Genomic DNA, 15755 nt, shown 5'->3' on the forward strand with positions numbered 1-15755 from the left:
TCGTGTGTTTCTACAGAAGACGTACCCGAAGACGGGTTTGCCGCTCCTTCTGGGTTTGCCTCAGTCTGCGGTGTCGGTTCGGCTTCACCAGAAACGTTTTCAGAAGCGGATGCTTTCTGCTCTTTTGAAGCAGCAGGCTGATCCGCCTGGGAAGCCTTCTCGGTCTGAACGTCAGCCGGATCGGCTGCCGGTGATGGATTCTCAGCTGGAGCAGGTGTTTGTTCGGATGAATTTGAAGAGTCTGCGCTCTCAGAAGAATTCGCTTCGTCTTTTTCCGTCGGCCAAATCCAAAGAGCGGCATCACGGAATAGAGCGTCGGACTGGAATCCGAAGGCCGGCTGGCCATGGATCGCAGCGATTTTTGCGAAGGCAGATAATTCTGCACCTGCGTTTCGTTCGAACCGTCTTCATCACTGACGTCGTGTGCAGCGTCTTCGCCTTCTCTGTGCGTGGTCGATGGACCTTTGGAATTCCATACGAGATAGTCAGCAATGATTTCCATAATTCTCTGCAGATTTCTTTCTACTGTCACAAGCAGACCGAGATCGATATGAGAATCTTCCACAATATAAATCGCGTTCTTCTCCATATCTTCCTCTTCAAAAGCGACACAGGCAGAAGCCGCCCGGTTTCGATCGCGGTAAAGCGGATCGTTTAAGACGGCTTCCGGAATCTGTCCAGGAAGCGCAATCAGATATCCGGTCTCGTTTGGAAACAGAGTTCGGAAAACTTCGTTAAGCAGAACGGCAACGGTGTAGACCACTTCCGGTTTCACGTTTTCCAGCGTGATCTGCAAAAATTCCTTCTGATACAGGCGGCGAACATGGGCCGGTTTGAGCCGAACGTGCGAGGCGTGTTCAAAATCGTTGGGCGAAGGCAGATCCAGATAGCCATCGGTCCGGACTTCAATATTCGCAAAGCCATGACGGATGACCATATCCCGGAAATGATTTTCTCCTGGCTGCATCTCGACACCGGAAATCTTATAGTCGCGCAGCTGACGGTAATACACGCGCCGCATGAAGTGATCTCCGGAACGGCGAACGATAATTTCGCTGTCATTGGAAATCGAAACGACCTGATAGTAACGGCCGTCCCACGAAAAGAACTGTCCAGGCAGCAGGACCTGATAAATCTGGCCGAGCAGCCGGTTGCCCATCGGATATTCCTTCGTTTTTCGTTTTCAATGACGAAGTAAACCGAACGCAGGGCGGAGTCGTATACCGAATGGAGCTGGTCGAGGTTAATGCTGTACTGGAAGCGGGTGGCCTGAATGTCCGCCCGATAGGCATTGACCTGCGTCGTGTGAATCTTGAATTTTTCCTGTCCGGTATGCTTATGGATCAGATGCTGAAGGACGTCATATGTTTTTCTGGAATGAATGCCATGGATGGCCAGCTGATTGCTGATATAGCTTTCGTCTACCGGTTCCATGCTCATCAGCATGAGCAGCCGGATAATGAAGTTGCGCTCCGTTCGGGCGTAATCCGGAACAATCGTCGGGATCGCTTTGGAGTCAACTGTCATCATTTCGGCATTGGCCGTCATGTAATCGCGAAGCATGTAGTTTTCCGAAAGAATATTGACGAAGCCTTTCTTTTCCAGACGCGAGCTGAACAGGCGGGCGATGTCAAATGCGTTTCGAAACTCATCTTCCACGATCAGATAGCCTTTTTCCATTTCCGGCACCTGCCAGAGATGGCTTTCATAATGCATGCGCTCTTCCAGCTGGTTCTGTTCCAGACGGGTGTGCGTATATTCACAGAAACTTGGGTAATACTGCGAAACGTTCCAGCGAATATCGGCAATCGGCGATTTAGAAGAACTGAACCAGTAAATCTCATCTGCCCCATTCGCCAGACCTTCAAGGGCGATTTCCGTACCGACGCCAAGATAGCGGGAAATTCCAGGAACAATGCGGTTCTGCATGCCAGGGCCGTCCACATGCCAGATCGCCCGGCAAGTGCCGGCTTCGCTGGCAGGCGGAGCAAGGACTTCAACAAGCGGCTGATGGACGAGATGGCTCAGGGCGTCGACCAGACCGTCCACACTGCGGTCGAGCGCGCAGTAAGTGAGCGGATCGCCCGAAGATTCACAGATTTCCAAAATGTTTCGCAGACCGATCTGACCTGTTCCTAAAAGATTGGAAGGTTCCAGAAGCAGAACGAACTGTACCTCTTTGAGGAAGCCGATATTGTTGTGAATGAACGTGTGGTTATAAATGTTGTGGAACGTAATGATGCCGACGCTGATGTCGTCGCTTCTTCCCTTCTCACTGAGCTCCTCCGTCATCCACAGCTTTTTCAGGTTGGTCGTTTCCAGAAATCCGTCGGTAATCCATTCCTTGATATCCTGTGCGTCCGTACTTCGGCCGCAGATCACGAGAACCTTTTATTTTTAAGGAGCGTGGCAATCATCGGAAGCATGAGGTAATACGTGAAGTCTCTATAAAAGGGATTCATTACGACCAGACTTTCACGGTTAAGCAGCTGTCTTGCCGCCTTCTGATAGTCCGGCTGCAGAGGAATTCCGATATCCAGCAGGGAGTTGAAATACGCAGAAGCCAGTTCATCGATTTCTGTGTTTTCGAGAGCATCTTCCTGATAGAGTCCGGTGACTTTTGCCACCGTTTTTCTTTTCTGATGATCATCGAAGCAAAGCCGGTCTCGGAACATTTTTTAAGAGACGCACGGATCGTATCGCATTCCGCGCTGTTTTCTTCTTCGGCCAGAATTTTTCCTTCGTTTTTCTCAGGCTGCCAGCCGTTTAAAAGGCGAAGCATTCTCCAAGAATCAGGATTCCGGCAACCGGCGTCATCATTGCGGGAATGTTCGATCCCCCAATGCCGGAATACACATACTGGGTAATGAGATAAATGAAATAGCAGAAGAAGACTGCCGCCATGATCAGAACCCGCAGATTGTAGTACCGCGGCTTGAGCACGTAGCGTTCCTGCGGATTGGTGTACTGCCGCAGGGCTCTTTCATCTTTCTCGTAAAATTCGCCAGAAGTCAGATCAAACAGATAGGCATGGTTTTCCCAGAGGCTGACCAGTTTTCGAAACGTCAGTTTCTTGACGAGCAGCCAGAACAGAGCCAGCAAAATGTTGGACCAGACAAAGGCCCCCAGACCCGTCAGAATCGTGCCGGCCAGCCAGGCAAAGAACGCATAGAGATAGCGGCCAAGCAGAGGAATCTGGCCAACTAGATTCGCGATCCAGATCAGAATGTCGTACAGAAACTGAAGAACGGCATCGTTGTTGAACATGCCAAGGCACACAACAAGCAGACAGAGGAACGGAACAGCGAACTGATAGCAGCGCTTTTTCGGTTTTTCATGAATCAGAAACGGCGTCATGATGAAAAAGAACTGAAAGGCGAACAGAACCCAGAACAGGATAAAGGAGATAAATGCGTGGATATAATTCATCGGTTTAATCCTCCTGATCCTTCAGGCCGCTTTTTCTACGACCTTCATTTCATAAGGTTCCAGACGTTTTTATCGATGCTCGTCACAAAGGGAAACGGCGAATGAATGACCGTTCCGTCCGGGAACGAGACAAAGACAGGATCTTCCGGTTCTTCCAGCAAATATGCCGGGTTTCGTTCAGGCGGAATTTCCAGATCGAAAATTACCGTATGCACGATGCGGCTGTTCGAACCTGGCCAGATGTTGAACGCGTTCATCCAGCTTTTTACCGTAGCCGCCCGGTTGTCGATGGCCTTGATGTGCGCCAGACACTTCAGCTCCTGATTGGAGCGGCTGTTGTTTTCCTTTTCGAAGCGATAGACAATTCGATTTCCCCGGATGGATGCGCAGCAGTTTTTCAAATACTGCGTAATCGCGGGAATTTTGGCTTCGATGGAGTGGAGCGCCTGATCAAGGGTGTAGTTGTATTCGAAAATGCGAACCCCCAGAATCACCCAGAAAACGACGATCACCGCAATGCAGAAGATCAGCATGCCAATCGATGCCGCATAAACTAAAAACGAGTAATCCCCATGGACTGATTGCGCATCAGACAATAGGCGACAAAAGGAATGACGCCTAAGAAACAGGCGCAGATGCACACCGCTGTCGCGGCGAGCGCCTTGAAGGAATACATGCGGTGGCTCATGTTTTTCTGGACCACTTTATCCCGTTCTTTCAGTTTGATGTGCACCTGTCGGAGCTTCATCATGATCGGCGTATAGCCGGAAAGGACTTCATGTTCGTAATCGGCTGTCTCCTCCCGTATCGCGGCGATCTGATAGGAGTTGAAGTTCAGCTCCTCTGCCGATTCGAGTTCGACGGCCTGATGCGCGTACTGACAGCTGCGTTCGACCGAGCGCTCATACGCACCGATTACTTTTCGAAACGCTCTTCGACTTACGCGGACCTTCTTTTTCCAGGCAGGCAGTTCGGGTCTTGGCAGATCCCCTGTCGGCCCGGTAAAAAGCGTGGAATATAAATATCGTCATTCGAAGTGAGGGTGATGTCGACCGGAATCGAACGTTCGAGATCCGGCGTATCCAGATTTTTCGAGGTGTAGTTCACGGAATGAAGAACATCAATTTCCTGCTGCAGAAAGAAGCGAATATCGTTCATTTTCAGAAGGTATTCTTCGAAATAGGTCTTCAGAACCTCTTCACTGGCGTTGGCCGACATTTCATACAGGCGATAGGCTTCAAAAGTTCCCGCCGGGAACTCCTCTTCCGCTAAAAGCAGCACGGTCAGCCAGAAGCGAAACATGGATTCCTGAAACATGGATGTATCCGGTTTGGCCTGCCTGAATGTGAGAAAACGGCAGGCTGCAGGATAACGGTTTCGCTGCCAGAACAGGGACGCATAAAAATCGCCGATATTTTCGATTTCCGGTTCTTCGTACGAGATGGAATCGGATTCGGACTCAATCATCGTGCGAAACAGAAAGATTTCGTTTGGCTTTGGAATCGGCATTTCCGACTGCTCGGAAAGTTTGTCGTACAAAGCCTTTTGCTGATCGAGAAGAATCTGGTAATCGTCATCGCCCATGCTTTTGCGCCGGGTCGCTTCCAGACTGATGTCGGGAATGCCCCAAGCATCTGGCTTAAGCGGATCAGGGCGTACTTGCTCTTATGGACTAAAGGAAACAGATCATCGTTTTCGATGTAGTCAAAAGGATTTCCTTTCTGGGTCGTCTTTTCCCGGTTATCCAGTTCCCAGTGATCCGCCGCCGTCCCGTCAATCGGGTCGACGACAATCGCGCGCCAGTTCTTAACGCCTTCGAGCTGGGTCTTTAAATCTGGAAGAGCTTCATAAAAGTCTTCACCATTTTCGTCCCAGAAACAGAAGCAGACTTTTTCTTTTTCAATTGAGTTTTCGAACAGCAGCTTATGCTGGTCAAAGCTTCTCTGCGCCGATCTGGGATAAATAATGACAGTCAGCAATGTACACTCCTCCTTTCTTTTTCAAAAGCAGAAATTCAGTAAAGCAATTACAGTAAGGCAAATCCATCATGGATTCGAAGGAACGGATCTAAAGCGGGGAAAAAGCCGACTGGCTTCATCGCAAAATGAAATTTTCATCTTCTTCGTGAATTTCCATCCGCGAAAAATAGATAAAGGATAGAAGAACGAGAAGGAAAAGCCGCTGCAGGAAAAACAGAAGGAAAGAAGAGATTTGGCAGCAGTTCCCCTCTTCTTTCGATCTTTCAATCCTTTGAAACTTTTCGAATCATGATCCTATAGGTAAATAGCTCCTGCATTGGAAGGGCAGTGCAGGAGCTATTTCAAACGTTCAGCCAGATCCTGGCTATTCTTTACAGAACCAGAGAGAAGCCAAAGCGATTTCTTCTGAATCTTTCAGTGAAGTAAAGGATTCGGGAAATTCGAATACTTTAAGCGTTCTTTGCTTCTTCGCCGTTCTTTGCTTCTTCGGCATTTTTGCCGCCGCATGAATCATTTCCTGATACTTGCGATCGTAGAGCTCTTTCATCGTTGGTTCGTGATGATACTTCAGCTTGTAGAGATACTTGTTATCGACGATCTCATCAATGCGGTCGCGAATCAGAGTTACGGATTCATCGTCAAAGCGTTTTGCCGGCTTCGGTACGTTTACGTAATCAGTCATATTGTTCAGGAAAAGCTGGAACTGATCGGAAATAATCGAGAAGGCTACCGCGTACATCTCTTCTTCGCCTGTAAACGTGCTGACATAGTTTTCGATCAGAGCGATCAGGTTATCGATCATGGAAGTGAAGTCGGACAGATAGTAATCGCAGTTCGGCATGCTGTATTTGAGCCAGAAGAGAAGATCGAATACCGATGGTTTCATGGGGCTCTTTACAGGGATGAATTCCCGGAGAACGAATTTTGGCTCGTCCTCGCGGACAGCTTCTTCATCGTAGTAATCGCCGAGTGCCTTTTTCTCATCCAGCCAGTTGATTCGACGGATCAGGGTAGACTGCGCGAGAGACAGGCTCTTCTTCACCTGCTTTTCCTTTTCCGCTTCCATTTTGCGAAGCATGATGTCTACCTGCGGCGGGTTGATGCTTAAGGCGTCGAGAACTTCGTAAAGTTCATCGCAGCTTGTGCCGTTTGGAACAATGAAGTCTTCGTTGCTGGAGTTGGAAGGCTTATAGATTACGTCCATGCCGTCGAGGTGATTGGAATCGACTTTCTGATCCACATCCCCGGTAAGCATTCCCCAGAGGAAAGCCTGGAAGATTCCGTCTTCGACAATCTTCTGGTTGCGGTCATCCAGATCCGGCATATACTTCGTCAGATGCCAGTGACGGTCCATGTGGGGAGTGATCTCGAAATTCTTCTCTACGTTCGGACCCAGTTTCCTGTAAATCCGCATATAGGCTTCGTAGTAGTCTCCGCCTGGCTTTCCATTTTCCGGAGCGCGGAAGCGTTTGAAGTCACCCGGATTGAGTGTATATACCGCTTTGTAGACGAGCAGATCGTACTTGGAAATGTTTTTATCCGCAACGCCGCCAAGTTCCTGATTCAAATACTTCTGAACAAAGTCATGGCGAAGCGGGTCGTCATCCAGCAGAACCGCCGGGTTATAGGCAGCTGCACGAATCACGTGACCTTCCACACCCATCGGCTCTTCGAGGAACATACTGGCCAGATTGTTGACTTCGGTCAGGGTATCCGCAGCGACCAGTTCTACATCTTCACGGCTGAGCTCATCGGCATGACGTTCAATTTCTACTTCTTTCATCAGAGCGGAAATGACGTCCATGTCAATGACTTGCGCGAAATGATTCTGAATTTCATCTTTGTAGTATTTGATGATCACATCGCGGAACAGTTTGCCAAAATGCGAAGCTGCCGGAGGACGCTTTTCCGTTTTGGAATATTCCAGAATATCCTGGAAAATCAGAGCGGAAAGCTTGCCGGTAATTGATTCCTGCGCATCCGCTGCCCCGACGATATCGAGAAGTTCTTCCAGGCAGGCTTGACTGGTACATGTATAGCGAATAGCGCTGCCGTCGCGGTTGGCAATCTGCTGAGGAATCAGGCGTACGCGATTGCTTTCTTTTCCACAAACGTTGGATACGTTTTATAGAAGTCATCAAAATCGCTGGCCAGCTGAGTAAAGAATTTAATGCCTTCGCCATAGACAATCAGTTTTGCCCATGCGCTGGCAAACGTGAAAAATTCGGATTCATCACTGACAAGCGTTTCCGTTTCCTCAATAAATTTCTTGATGATCCGTCTTGAAATTTTGTTTCGATTTTTCTTGTTGTAGCGATCGTTCGCCGTTTCCACTTTATTTGTCGTAGCGGGATCATCGAACGGATGCAGCATGGATCGTTTGGCATCATCGTCTTCGCCAAGTTCCTCCTGGGCCGTCGAGTAGGCATAATTGCAGTTGCGAACCATGGCATAAACCATGTAGCGAACGGCGTTTGGATGAACGAAGCCTCCGTCTTCCGTCTTCAGATAATGCTGGAAGTAATAGGGTTTCGGATTCTTTCCTCGAGGTGAAGCGCTGAAAACATCCAGGGCAACGTGACGGCCGGTTTCACGGGAAACGCGCATCAGACTTTGTGCAAGTCGAATGATGGCCCCTTCCAGAGAATTGATCGCGCCTTTATCGACTTTGCCTTTGAAGCCTGCAGGCGTGAACGCTGTTTGTTGATCTCAAAAGGATCTGTTTGATCTCTTCGTTCTCGCGGATTTTCTTTTCCAGATGACTATCCAGAGCATGGACGAAGGATCGGGACAGTTCTTCCCACTGTGTTCCTTCTCCATATTCATCTTCGTGTTCTTTATGGGTCTGGCGGAAAATCATCTGCTGGAATGTGCCTTTGTCATCGGATTTGGAGTCTACATTCTTAAGGTAGAACGTATGCGGGTCTTCAAATTCGACCGAAGGATCCTGCTTTTTCTCCGCTTTCCGTTTATTCAGGTCTTCTGTATACGCTTTATCGATCGTCAGCCATTCTTCACCAAGCTGTTCAAAGCAGGTCTGTCCGGCGAGATAGTCGAGAATTTCTTCATACGGATATTTCAGGACCGCAGATCCGGCACCGCAGAAACGATCCCGTCCGCCCGACTGAATGAGCGCCTTAATGGCATTGTCTTCACTGGAGTTGCTTCGACTGGATGCGCCGCTGATCGCCTGCGCGTAAATCGTATTGGCTGCATACGTCATGTATTCATCGAAGCTGCTGAGCGAAAGATCATCCGCGTTGCGGCGATCGAACAGGAAGCAGAAATTGAATGGCGATTCGTTGTAGTTCACATCTTTTCCGGACATTGGGTGAGGAACTGAGAACTCAAGATCTTTGTACTTTGTGTTTTCCAGAGCCTGGTCGCCTTTGCGCATGAAGGCATCCAGCTCACGGACGGATGCATAGGCATTGGCAAAGATGCTTGCCTTCTCATCCTGGCTCTTTGCGGAAGCGAAAATTTCCGGCAGCAGGAAGAAACCGCGAACAACCGATCCGGTTTTGTTAAAGCTGGAGTTGAGAAGATGCTTAATGTACATCGCAATAGGAATTACGATTCCAGAGCCCGTACCGCCGGCTAAGGAAGACACAATAATGACGCGGATCGCCTGGTTGCCAGCATCGCCGTTGAGCCGGAACAATGTGTCGATCGCATCGTCGAGCGCACGCAGCTTGCCTTTGCTCATCGCTTCGTCCAGGGCCAGCCGGCTGATCGCACGAACCTGTCCTGCACCTTCTGTCGGTGTCTTGCTGTTCAGAATGGTATGAATGGGGAACCAGTCTTCACGGGCGTGTCTGTTGCGCTTGAGATAGTCTTCAATTTTATAAGGTGCCGATGTCTGAATCTGTACGACCGTGGCATCTTCTTCTTTTCTGTGTCTCAGATCATTCCGGTCTGTATCAATGCAGACAAACTGCAGGCGGTTTCTGTCTTTCAATGACTTCGCCATCTTCGAAAGCTTCGTGCAGATCGTACTGCCCGCGCCGCCAAGTCCAATAATTACTGTTGGAGCAGTCATTCCATTTCCTCCTTTTTTCTTTTTCTCTTTGTAGTGCTGATTTTTATTTCTGACTGGCCAGGCCAGCCTGTGAAACCAATAGCGAAAATGCCCGTTCGTCTCAAGTCCGCTTCCGTTAATTTCCCTTAGAACATACGGCTTTACACAAGGCCTTCTGGATCCTGGACGGGCGGGTTTAAACCTTGTGAAGCCATTCCGGATCAGTGTTTTTGTTGGAAAATTTGAAGCTGACGGTGACATTGGGGTCGGTCATCACCTTAAGACCCTTAAGCACAAACGGTGTTTCATATCCGAACACAAGATTGATGACCTTTTCCGGATTCGTACCCAGCGAATAATTTTTATGGTTAAACGTAAAAGCGCATCGGTTGCAGAGGGCTTCTGGATTTTCCCAGCGAATGTTCCCGCCTTTAACCGCGGTGAACTGCAGGCTGAGTTCAGAAATAATTCCGTTTGTATTTCCTAATTCGAAATTCAGCGTTGCACTCTCGGGTTTAAACGGATTAATCCGGTCGCTGAAGGACAGTTCGTAATCCTGCCGCGGACGGCCTCTTCCCTCCAGTCCCATCCTGATTCCGCGCCGATCCAGATAATGGCCTTTGGCGCTGACATATGTACCCCGTTTAAAACGCGGTTTGGTAATAAATTTATAGACAAGGAACAGGGTAAGAAGCGATGCCAGAACAATCAGGATGAATTTCAGTAAATACGCCCACAGAGAAAGCGGCATGATGCTGATCGCATCTTCTGTCTGGCCTTCTTCCTGCTGTCCGCTGGCCAGCGTAATGTCCAGGTCCACGTTCAGATCCAGGTCGTTGGGAAGGACGCTGGTTGCTGCGGGTCCGCCCAGATAGAAGCGGTAACACGATGGCTGCTCATCTTTGACTACATCAAATTCCAGCGACTGGAAGCAGACCCACCGAATGAGCTGATCGAGAAAATTCGGGGCGTGCTGGCTGGCTGTAAACGTAAAGCTGCTTACGCCTCTTTCCCATTCGTCTTCATTAAGATCTCTCAGTGAGCCGTCCTCTTCTTCGACCTGCACTTTGGCGAGAATATAGGCTTCGCTTCCCGAGCCTCTCTGGTTCGGATCGAACATGTAGGTTCGTTCGCCTTTTTATACGTCTCCTCAGGATTCTGAAGCGTAATCATCAGATTCAGCGGCTCTGGTGCGACATAGCGAATTTCCACGTTGCCTTCCCCGCCTGCTGATAGCTGCCGTTATCGCGGGTGACTTTGAGGACAAGATTCTGAGTTGTCGATGTAATGCCCGATCCCTTCTGATCGGTCGCATAAGAAGGCGTCAGATTTACGACGCCGTCCTGGTCGCTCATTGAGATCTCCCAGTTCACCCCTTCGGTACCGGTGACTTCGAATGAGTAGGAATCAAAGGTATCCTTATTGATTCGGGTTCCATCCGGTGCCGAGACCGAAGCCTGCACAGGCTGCTCTCCGCTCAGCGTTCCCGGGTTGATATCGTATCCAGCCGGCTGCGAAAAGAGGACGGAGATCGGTGCGTCTTTACATCCAGTTTTGCCGATTCTCCCGTCATGTTGATATTTCCCGGAAGCCGGGCGACCGACTGAAGAGTGGCTTTGCCTGGTGCTAAATTCAGTTTTTCTCCGTTGGTGTACGTGACTGTGTTTCCGTCTTCATCCGTTACGGTCAGCGCAAATTCCGAACCTTTAAGAAGTTCCGACTGAGAAGGGTCAATCGGTGTTCCCGTAAGCGGGTCAAAGATCTGAATAACGACTGTACTTTCTCCGCCAGGAATGGATATGCCGTCCTGAATTTCTGTATCGGTAGTTACTTCGGATCCGCTGCGCAGAATCGTCCGGAATTCAATTCCGGGTTCTACATACACATCCACGTCATCGGACGTACTTTCGAATGTGTACTTTCCCGAAGAGAAAGGCTTCTTTGGATCCTTGGCTTCATACGTCACCACTTTGCCGTTCAGATTTGGAGCAATGGCACAACCCGAATTGCATTCCGGCTGCGGAGTCTTATCGTTTACCGAAACCTCTACAGAGAAAGGCTTGGCCGGTACATCTTCGCCGTTGATTTTTGCGTTCGTTACTTCTGTCTGCTTGCCCTGAGCAAAAACGATGAATTTTGAAATGGGTACGTCCGCCTGAAAGGAATAGGAGGAATCTCCCTGAAGCGTGACTTTCTGCAGGGAAAATACCTTCTGGGCAATTTCTGTCAGAGCACCCAGAATCGAACTCGTATCAATGTAGTACGCTTCGTAGCCGTCGTGACTCAGACTGATCTCCTCCGCATAGGACCCGATTCCCACATAGATCATATTGATGCCGTTCACGCCCGCATATTTCTGGAAATCGGATCGAATCTCCTCATTGCTCAGTTCGGTTGTATCGTTGAAAAACGCACCGTCTGTCAAAATGACAAGCCATTTCTGCTGAGCTGTGGACTGTTTGAGGTTTTCGCCCGCGGCATCGACGGCCTGGATCGGCGTGCCGGATGTATCCTTCATGTCATTGATCCGTTTGACACGATCGGCTGGATCTTCCGTTCCCTTTAAAGTAAAGAAGTCATTTTTCGAATCGTTATCTTCGGCTTTGCTCATCGGAAAAACGTTCAGTGTATCTTCTTCACCCATAAAGGCTGAAAAAACTTCCATTGCATATTTCGCCTGAGACCAGCTGTCCATCCGGGAATTGCTCATACTGCCGGAATCGTCGTAGACAACGTTGATCTGCGTCGTATCCTTGCTGGTTTCCATCGCGGAAATCGGTGCGGTCCAGAAGGACCCGAACACTGTGAAAGCAGCCAGCATTGAAGCGAATACTTTTTCCATTTTTTTAATGAACATAGCTTTTCTTCCTTTCCATGAATGAAAACTTGCAGTTTAAGCCGACCTGAAAACCGATTTGCAGACTTGAGAAGGCTTGCCAGAAAACGTATCTGCACTCATCGTGCGAAAAGAAGTCGATTTTCAGGCATGAAATCCGCTGGGTCCAAAAGCGGGCGCTGAGCAGTCGAACAATCGTAATTGTGCGTATTCAGCAAATAAAGGCGATTATTTTTGTTTCGTTTGAATATATCAATCTAACCTTTGCGTAAAAATATAGCTGTCCTACAAATTATAATCGGGTTCACAAGGGCTTTGCCCGCCCATTTGCAGTATTGACAAACTGTGTGCAAATTAGAGCAAATTGTCGGAAGAATTGTCGAATTCATGTGAAATAATTTCGGCCTTTTTCCTGACTCCATCAAATCCTTCAATGCGCACAAAGGAGGGCATGACTGGATGGAGATGGACAGTATCCATATTTATTCTGTTTTCATTTCTGTCGATTTCGATCCCGGGTTACTTGCCTCCTCTGTCGGAAACATCCAGGCAGCGTTTGCTTTTCATCCCCTCCTTTTTCTTCCAGTCCGCCTTTTTCCTGAACAATCGAATTTTACCGAACCGAATTGGCTGCCCGGACGAGGGGAGAATTTTCATAAAGCGCGAGGACGAAACAGATACGAAACAGGATCGAAAGAAGATCCGAAAGAAGAAAACGGGATTCTGCCTTTTTCGGCCCCTCGAAAATGCATTAGATAATCCTAACTATTTTTCAATTTCCTGTTTGACTTTGTCGAGAGGGCTTTGGTAATATAAACGAGCGTTAAGCGAACGGAGTCGTGTCCGAGCGGTTTAAGGTGCAGTCTTGGAAAGGCTGTGTAGGCGAAAGCTTACCCAGGGTTCGAATCCCTGCGACTCCGCCATTGAAAACAATCCGAACCGGGATTTCTTAAAGAAATTCCGGTTCGTTTTTTATGGTTTTCCTTTTTCCTGTCTGACATTTTTCTTTGTCTGTATGATTTTCATGGATTCAGTCCTGTCCAAAGGAAACGTCCTGGAGTCTACATTGAATTTGACCGGCTTCTTCTCCTTCCGTACCATATTATTTTGTAAAAGAAACTCCGGATTATTCTGTAAAAGAAACTCCGGATTATTCTGTAAAAGAAACACCGGCTTTTTCTGGATTCAACAGAACTCACGAAGTCTTTTTCTCTATTACCGGCTGAAAATCGGACTCGATTTCTCCGATCTCTTTTAAAATGATCCCTTTAAAGCATTTCTAAAGCGTTTCTTCACTCGATAACGGTTCATTCCCGCTTTGCGGATGCTTCTCATCCCGACTGGAGGATTCTACGATGAGCAAATCCATGCGCGGACTGTGGATCTGGACATCTCTGTTCTTTTCCCTGTTTGCTTCCTGGCCAAAACTGATGGAGTACGGATTATCTCCGTTTTTTAAATCCTATGTTTTATGGCTTCTTTTTATAGCCTTCTTTTTCTGGCTATTGCCTTTCTCTTTACCGTCCTGAACAGAAAGTTCAATCTGCGCTCGAGGCGATCCCTTCTGGTTCATTCATCCACAACAAAAAACAGGAACGCTTTCTGTTCTGGAGCGTCCTGCTGCTGATGATTGTGACCTGGATGCCGGCGTTCCTGGCGTTTTTCCCAGGAACCTTTGGCGCGGATGCCCCGATCCAGCTGGCGATGTATAACGGCGATCTGCCGTTCACGACGCATCATCCGTGGCTTCATACCCTTCTGCTTGGCTCCCTGCTCCGACTCGGAAACATTCTCTTTCACAACCCGAACGCAGGGACCGGTATTTACATTTTCTTCTTTCAGATCGTGTTCTGCGCCTATGCGATCGCCAAAGCGATGCTGTATCTCTATCGAAAAGGCCTCAACGCCTGGATTCTGATCACGACTTCCTTTTTATGGCCGTCTCGCCTTTCTCGCAGATGCTCGTGTGCTATACGACCAAGGATATAATGTTCGCTCCGGCTCTCCTTTTATTTATTGTTTCGATCTGCTCGCTTCTCTTCCCGCCAAAGCCCTCCGAAAGCGCCAGAGCCGATCTTTCCTCACCTGCAGAAAATCCAAAGGCTGTTCGGGAGAAAGACAGATCTGCAGCGTCGTCTTCCCTTCTGAAAAAGACAGCCGAGATTATCGGCTGGGGCGTTCTCATGTGTCTTTTGCGCAATCAGGGGTTATACCTGGCCATACTCGGTCTGATCCTTCTCTTCTTTGTCTATCTAAAAGACAGAAAGAAGCGCATTGTTCAGCTTTTTATGATTTCTCAGGTTTCCATACTTGTTTTGGGCTGGCTGCTTACTTCCCTTGTCCCTTCCATTGCCGGCATCAAGATTAACAATCCCCGGGAAATGCTTGCTCTGCCGATTCATCAGCTTGCCTTTGAACTGAACCGCAACGATCAGATCGAAGAGAAGTTCATTTCCAAAGAAGACGAGGCTCTCGCCTACAGCTATTTCGATGACTTTACGCCCGATCAGCTGGATCCGTTCAGTGCAGACAGTTCCAAGGATCTTTTTACAACGAAAAGTTCTCCGAAAATCCGGGACAGTTTATTTCCCTGTATTTGCGGGTACTGACAACAGACTGGCGCGGCGCGATTCAGGCAGCCGCCTATCTGACCGCTCCCTATTTCGATATGCGCTATGGAGAGTACAATGCGCTCTCTGTTATGACGAGCTACGAAGACTACGCGGATAAGCAGCATATCGCTTCCTATTCTCTGCTTCCCGGCTACCGCGACAAACTGCGCGGCATTGCAATGCAGTCGGCCACCTTTGACAACTGTCCGCTGTGGCTGCGTTTCTTTGACCCCGGCATTACCCTTTATCTGGTGATCTTCCTTCTTGGCTATGCTATTTTCTTCCGAAGCAAGTTTGCGGCAACCGCGTGCCTCTATACCGTTCTGTATATTCTGACCATGCTGCTTGGGCCTGTTTCCCTGCTGCGCTATTCCTTTATCTATACGTATCAGTGGCCGTTCCTTCTTGGCGTTCTGCTTTTGAGCGCTCTGTCCCGCAAGCCAAAAGAAAACAGCCCGTATAAAACGGACCGTACGCAAATCGGCTGCCGATCCAGCCGCTGCCGCTTCCAAAGCGGCTATCTAATCTTCTGATTTTTCAAACCCAGTACAGGCATTCCTCAAATAAAAGGCAGGTGTCGACTTTATCGTCGGTACCTGCCTTTTCATTACGAATGTCTGGCTGTCGACTCCACCTTCTGGAGTTCAAAGCGCCAGGTCTGTTTCATTTCTGGATATTTTTCATGATCCACCGGGGAAGCAAACTCATCCAGTTCGCGTACCCACAGTGAACCGTCTCCATACAGCTGGCGGTAGATCACCATTTCCTTAGCGGAATCCGCGTTTCGGGCAATGGCTTCGACCAGATACAGATCGCCTTTGAAATGACGATAGATTCGGCCAGGGTAAATTGTCTGTTTCTTTGTTTCCATACATGTCACT

18 protein-coding genes and 1 tRNA gene are annotated in these 15755 nt (G+C 48.7%); 5 read left to right on the forward strand and 14 right to left on the reverse strand.

Translation table 11 applies throughout. The features are described from left to right. Positions 1 to 10 precede the first annotated feature (10 nt). From KWG61_RS12970 to KWG61_RS13030, 13 genes are all read right to left on the reverse strand, one after another. On the reverse strand, positions 11 to 796 hold the full coding sequence (locus KWG61_RS12970) for a hypothetical protein (protein WP_242744176.1): 786 nt from the start codon (positions 794 to 796) through the stop codon (positions 11 to 13). Continuing rightward, positions 772 to 2382 carry a hypothetical protein gene (locus KWG61_RS12975; RefSeq protein WP_242744178.1) on the reverse strand — a complete coding sequence of 537 codons (1611 nt, stop codon included), beginning with the start codon at positions 2380 to 2382 and terminating at the stop codon, positions 772 to 774. The genes KWG61_RS12970 and KWG61_RS12975 overlap by 25 nt, the downstream gene beginning before the upstream one ends. Then, complete coding sequence (locus tag KWG61_RS12980; protein WP_242744180.1) at positions 2379 to 2627, reverse strand: hypothetical protein; 249 nt, start codon at positions 2625 to 2627, stop codon at positions 2379 to 2381. Before KWG61_RS12980 ends, KWG61_RS12975 begins: the two co-directional genes overlap by 4 nt. A gap of 139 nt (positions 2628 to 2766) precedes the next feature. After that, a complete protein-coding gene (locus KWG61_RS12985; RefSeq protein ID WP_242744182.1) occupies positions 2767 to 3429 on the reverse strand; it encodes a hypothetical protein in 663 nt (220 codons plus the stop codon). Positions 3430 to 3473: 44 nt separating this feature from the next. Further along, on the reverse strand, positions 3474 to 3962 hold the full coding sequence (locus KWG61_RS12990; protein WP_242744183.1) for a hypothetical protein: 489 nt from the start codon (positions 3960 to 3962) through the stop codon (positions 3474 to 3476). Between the two features lie 20 nt (positions 3963 to 3982). Then, positions 3983 to 4180, reverse strand: a complete 198-nt coding sequence (locus KWG61_RS12995; RefSeq protein ID WP_242744185.1) for a hypothetical protein — start codon at positions 4178 to 4180, stop codon at positions 3983 to 3985. A gap of 188 nt (positions 4181 to 4368) precedes the next feature. Next, a complete protein-coding gene (locus tag KWG61_RS13000; RefSeq protein ID WP_242744187.1) occupies positions 4369 to 5013 on the reverse strand; it encodes a hypothetical protein in 645 nt (214 codons plus the stop codon). Positions 5014 to 5772: 759 nt separating this feature from the next. Beyond that, positions 5773 to 7269, reverse strand: coding sequence for a hypothetical protein (locus tag KWG61_RS13005; RefSeq protein WP_242744189.1), 1497 nt, complete (start codon positions 7267 to 7269; stop codon positions 5773 to 5775). A 218-nt stretch (positions 7270 to 7487) separates the two neighbouring features. After that, positions 7488 to 8015 (reverse strand): hypothetical protein, encoded by a 528-nt coding sequence (locus KWG61_RS13010; RefSeq protein ID WP_242744191.1) that lies wholly within the window; start codon positions 8013 to 8015, stop codon positions 7488 to 7490. Between the two features lie 52 nt (positions 8016 to 8067). After that, entirely contained in the window at positions 8068 to 9447 is a 1380-nt protein-coding gene (locus tag KWG61_RS13015; RefSeq protein ID WP_242744193.1) for a tubulin-like doman-containing protein, read from the reverse strand. Positions 9448 to 9622: 175 nt separating this feature from the next. After that, positions 9623 to 10546 (reverse strand): hypothetical protein, encoded by a 924-nt coding sequence (locus KWG61_RS13020; protein WP_242744195.1) that lies wholly within the window; start codon positions 10544 to 10546, stop codon positions 9623 to 9625. Positions 10547 to 10604: 58 nt separating this feature from the next. Next, positions 10605 to 10889, reverse strand: a complete 285-nt coding sequence (locus KWG61_RS13025) for a hypothetical protein (RefSeq protein ID WP_242744196.1) — start codon at positions 10887 to 10889, stop codon at positions 10605 to 10607. A gap of 14 nt (positions 10890 to 10903) precedes the next feature. Continuing rightward, the gene (locus KWG61_RS13030) at positions 10904 to 12283 is read right to left on the reverse strand and encodes a vWA domain-containing protein (protein ID WP_242744198.1); all 1380 of its coding nucleotides are present in this window, start codon (positions 12281 to 12283) and stop codon (positions 10904 to 10906) included. Positions 12284 to 12721: 438 nt separating this feature from the next. Here KWG61_RS13030 and KWG61_RS13035 point away from each other — a divergent pair, with 438 nt between their 5' ends. The 5 genes from KWG61_RS13035 (at position 12722) to KWG61_RS13055 (ending at position 15407) form a co-directional block, all read left to right on the forward strand. Next, positions 12722 to 13021: a hypothetical protein gene (locus KWG61_RS13035; RefSeq protein WP_242744200.1), complete on the forward strand. Its 300-nt coding sequence runs from the start codon at positions 12722 to 12724 to the stop codon at positions 13019 to 13021. 74 nt (positions 13022 to 13095) lie between these two features. Further along, positions 13096 to 13185 (forward strand) — tRNA-Ser (locus tag KWG61_RS13040). A 703-nt stretch (positions 13186 to 13888) separates the two neighbouring features. After that, the gene (locus tag KWG61_RS13045; RefSeq protein WP_242744202.1) at positions 13889 to 14251 is read left to right on the forward strand and encodes a hypothetical protein; all 363 of its coding nucleotides are present in this window, start codon (positions 13889 to 13891) and stop codon (positions 14249 to 14251) included. Beyond that, entirely contained in the window at positions 14251 to 14871 is a 621-nt protein-coding gene (locus KWG61_RS13050) for a hypothetical protein (RefSeq protein WP_242744204.1), read from the forward strand. The genes KWG61_RS13045 and KWG61_RS13050 overlap by 1 nt, the downstream gene beginning before the upstream one ends. Beyond that, on the forward strand, positions 14859 to 15407 hold the full coding sequence (locus KWG61_RS13055) for a hypothetical protein (RefSeq protein ID WP_242744206.1): 549 nt from the start codon (positions 14859 to 14861) through the stop codon (positions 15405 to 15407). Before KWG61_RS13050 ends, KWG61_RS13055 begins: the two co-directional genes overlap by 13 nt. Positions 15408 to 15481: 74 nt before the next feature. Here the strand turns inward: KWG61_RS13055 and KWG61_RS13060 are convergent, their stop codons facing one another. Further along, positions 15482 to 15745: a DUF1653 domain-containing protein gene (locus KWG61_RS13060; RefSeq protein WP_230266772.1), complete on the reverse strand. Its 264-nt coding sequence runs from the start codon at positions 15743 to 15745 to the stop codon at positions 15482 to 15484. Between the last annotated feature and the right edge of the window lie 10 nt (positions 15746 to 15755).

The sequence above is a fragment of the Allobaculum sp. Allo2 genome, from assembly GCF_022701175.1.
GTDB classification, from domain to species: Bacteria; Bacillota_I; Bacilli_A; order Erysipelotrichales; family Erysipelotrichaceae; genus Allobaculum; species Allobaculum fili.

Excerpts from the sequence above, each read along its gene's own strand:
- KWG61_RS13000 (WP_242744187.1), bottom strand. The coding sequence starts at position 5,013 with ATGGGCGATGACGATTACCAGATTCTTCTCGATCAGCAAAAGGCTTTG.
- KWG61_RS12995 (WP_242744185.1), bottom strand. The coding sequence starts at position 4,180 with ATGATGAAGCTCCGACAGGTGCACATCAAACTGAAAGAACGGGATAAA.
- KWG61_RS13010 (WP_242744191.1), bottom strand. The coding sequence starts at position 8,015 with ATGCGCGTTTCCCGTGAAACCGGCCGTCACGTTGCCCTGGATGTTTTC.
- KWG61_RS13060 (WP_230266772.1), bottom strand. The coding sequence starts at position 15,745 with ATGGAAACAAAGAAACAGACAATTTACCCTGGCCGAATCTATCGTCAT.
- KWG61_RS12985 (WP_242744182.1), bottom strand. The coding sequence starts at position 3,429 with ATGAATTATATCCACGCATTTATCTCCTTTATCCTGTTCTGGGTTCTG.
- KWG61_RS13015 (WP_242744193.1), bottom strand. The coding sequence starts at position 9,447 with ATGACTGCTCCAACAGTAATTATTGGACTTGGCGGCGCGGGCAGTACG.
- KWG61_RS13035 (WP_242744200.1), top strand. The coding sequence starts at position 12,722 with ATGGAGATGGACAGTATCCATATTTATTCTGTTTTCATTTCTGTCGAT.
- KWG61_RS13050 (WP_242744204.1), top strand. The coding sequence starts at position 14,251 with ATGTTCGCTCCGGCTCTCCTTTTATTTATTGTTTCGATCTGCTCGCTT.
- KWG61_RS13030 (WP_242744198.1), bottom strand. The coding sequence starts at position 12,283 with ATGTTCATTAAAAAAATGGAAAAAGTATTCGCTTCAATGCTGGCTGCT.
- KWG61_RS13045 (WP_242744202.1), top strand. The coding sequence starts at position 13,889 with ATGATTGTGACCTGGATGCCGGCGTTCCTGGCGTTTTTCCCAGGAACC.
- KWG61_RS12990 (WP_242744183.1), bottom strand. The coding sequence starts at position 3,962 with ATGCTGATCTTCTGCATTGCGGTGATCGTCGTTTTCTGGGTGATTCTG.
- KWG61_RS13020 (WP_242744195.1), bottom strand. The coding sequence starts at position 10,546 with ATGTTCGATCCGAACCAGAGAGGCTCGGGAAGCGAAGCCTATATTCTC.